The organism is Caballeronia sp. SEWSISQ10-4 2 (assembly GCF_030464885.1).
Lineage (GTDB): Bacteria > Pseudomonadota > Gammaproteobacteria > Burkholderiales > Burkholderiaceae > Caballeronia.
In genome coordinates this window covers 1-2812 of record NZ_JALPRJ010000192.1, presented here as the reverse complement: position 1 = coordinate 2812, position 2812 = coordinate 1, and the positions used below count along the sequence as shown (strand labels likewise).

Sequence of the window (2812 nt, the reverse complement as noted above, 5' to 3'; positions counted from 1 at the left end):
TTAAACCTGGCAAGCCAGGCTGGCGTCAATAGATTTAAACGCTTTGCTAATCGCCGAAGAAATTCTACGATTCGCTATCCTTCGCCAACCTTTCACGGCGGAAGGTTTCCCTCCGGATACGGGTTTGTCCTATGGGTCGCAGAGCTTGCCCTCTTGTGCTCCCGGGTGCGAAGAATCCAGGGCTCTTTCCGGCTAACAAGAGGTGTGATAGAAATACAGATGTGCTTTCACGTATCTGGGCACGAGGGGGTTTGTCATGAAATCGCAGAAATTGCTGCTGCTTGCTTTCACGGTCATTGCTACGGCTTCGTGTGCATCGACAACGCCCGATTCGTACACCACGGATGTCCGGCTGAAAGACGGAAAGGCAGTTCGGTGCGAGGTCAATGAAGCAACCAGTTCTCAGCCTACGGGGACTCCGCCGCTGACCTTGCGTGAGCGAAACGAAGCGGAAGTCCTCGCGACCCAACCTTTGCGCCTGCTGTCAGGGCCCTGGTCGCCTTATCCAGATCCTGATACCGCACCGAAGCTCAGCTGCTACGAAGTCCCGGCTTAATATCGTCGGCTCGTTATTTACAAGCTCGCCGCGATAACTGCATCGGATATCTAATTAATATTATCGCGTGCGAAAAGGACCAGCTTTTCGCACTGAGCCCTAGCGGTTGCTTGTGGTGTTCTCTGCCGACCTTGCGCTGGCCCGTAGAACGCCGGCCGGTTTGCTTCCCGCCAGTACATCCCGAATCGACAAACTGTCGGCAATGGCACGTGCCTCGTTGAGTCGGCCACGACGACGCAACTCGACCAGGAGCGTTTCGCGAATAGATGGCCAGATTCCGGCTTCCTGCCATACGATCAATCGTCGCCAGCAGACAGCGCCCGACCCGTAGCCCATTTCTTGCGGCAGCAGGTTCCAGGGAATACCCGATCGCAGCACGAACACAATGCCGGTGAGCACGGCCCGATCCGGCGTTGGCTTGCGACCCACATGCCGGCGGTATTGCGGTGCGCATGTAGAAAGCAAGGGTTCAATGAGCGACCAGAATTCGTCGTCTATGAGATCGTCAGGCATCGCTTCCCTGTCGCGTTCAAGCTGACTTTGAGTCGCGGCTTAGCACCCGGTACAAGCCAACAACGTCTTGCACATCGAATGAGATCGCCGGCATTAATGGAGCATTAAGTCTGCTGTCGAACGGGACTTTGCCGCAGCCCACTTAGCCGAGGCTTAGGAAAGATATCGTTCATGAGAACGCAAATGGCGCTGTGACGAATACTATTTTGTGGTTACCGTAAGCAGTTGTAATGTGCTCTGGCATTTACGCTTTCATACGCCCCCGCGGGATGGCTGCGTCTCCGCCGTTAGGAAACTGTTATTCTTTCCCTTCCCGACCGCATCTTGGTCGCACGTGGTGCGGCCAAGCGCCTGGCATCAAGCAAGACAGGATTTTGAATGTTCGGTTTTCTGCGCAGCTACTTTTCAAACGATCTGGCGATCGATCTCGGCACCTCAAATACACTGATCTATATGCGAGGCAAGGGTATCGTCCTCGACGAACCCTCAGTCGTGTCGATTCGTCAGGAAGGCGGCCCCAATGGCAAAAAGACCATTCTGGCAGTGGGTAAGGAAGCCAAGCAAATGCTTGGCAAGGTACCGGGCAACATTGAAGCCATCCGCCCGATGAAGGACGGCGTGATCGCCGACTTCAGCATCACCGAACAGATGATCAAGCACTTCATCCGCATGGCGCACGAAGCGCGCATGTTTGCGCCATCGCCGCGCATTGTTGTCTGCGTGCCGTGCGGGTCCACCCAGGTCGAACGACGCGCAATCAAGGAAGCCGCGCATAGCGCCGGTGCGTCGCAGGTCTACCTGATCGAAGAACCGATGGCCGCCGCAACCGGCGCCGGGCTGCCCGTGTCCGAGGCGACCGGATCGATGGTAGTCGATATCGGCGGCGGCACCACCGAAGTGGGCGTGATTTCACTCGGCGGCATTGTGTACAAGGGTTCTGTGCGTGTCGGCGGCGACAAGTTCGACGACGCGATCGTCAACTATATCCGCCGCAACTACGGCATGCTGATCGGTGAACAGACCGCCGAAGCGATCAAGAAACAAATTGGCTCCGCGTTCCCGGGCTCCGAAGTCCTGGAGATGGAAGTGAGGGGCCGCAACATGTCCGAAGGCATACCACGCAGCTTCACGGTCTCCAGCAATGAAATCCTCGAAGCTCTCTCCGATCCGCTGAACCAGATCATATCGGCGGTCAAGATCGCGCTGGAACACACGCCGCCGGAACTCGGCGCCGACATCGCCGAACGCGGCATCATGCTCGCGGGCGGTGGTGCGCTACTGCGTGATCTCGACCGCCTGATCGCCGAAGAGACCGGTCTGCCCGTGCTCGTTGCCGAAGCCCCGCTGACGTGTGTTGTGCGAGGCTCGGGCATGGCACTCGAACGCATGGACAAATTCGGTAGCGTTTTCTCCTACGATTAAGTGTGGCGGTGCAGTCGCTCTGATGGCTGCTGCTTGCCGGACTAAACGGAAGTTCAGTCCATTTTGTAGTCCGGTTGATGGCGGCAAGTGTCTGTCGGTGCTCATGAATTTCTGCGGCGAGCGGCTTTTTTGGGGTTCAATGTGTAGTCACTAAAATATTCGACTTTTTATTTAAATGTCCTATATTTATGTGCATGACATCACGAACTGGCACCGCTCACGTCGTCACTACGACCCGCAAGTACAAGGGTCGGGTCTATCGCACGCACCTGCTGCGGCGCAGCTACCGTGAGGACGGCACCGTCAAGAACGAGACGCTGG

Annotated in this window: 2 protein-coding genes and 1 pseudogene; 2 read left to right on the top strand and 1 reads right to left on the bottom strand. The window is 56.7% G+C overall.

The window, feature by feature from the left end; all coding sequences use genetic code 11:
- Positions 1-256 precede the first annotated feature (256 nt).
- On the top strand, positions 257-556 hold the full coding sequence (locus M0D69_RS43505; protein ID WP_301787959.1) for a hypothetical protein: 300 nt from the start codon (positions 257-259) through the stop codon (positions 554-556).
- A 112-nt stretch (positions 557-668) separates the two neighbouring features.
- Here the strand turns inward: M0D69_RS43505 and M0D69_RS43500 are convergent.
- Positions 669-1069 (bottom strand): annotated as a pseudogene (locus M0D69_RS43500) (transposase); the annotation flags it as partial.
- A gap of 378 nt (positions 1070-1447) precedes the next feature.
- On the opposite strand from M0D69_RS43500, the gene M0D69_RS43495 reads away from it, so the two are divergent.
- Positions 1448-2491 carry a rod shape-determining protein gene (locus M0D69_RS43495; RefSeq protein ID WP_047848182.1) on the top strand — a complete coding sequence of 348 codons (1044 nt, stop codon included), beginning with the start codon at positions 1448-1450 and terminating at the stop codon, positions 2489-2491.
- Positions 2492-2812: the final 321 nt, after the last annotated feature.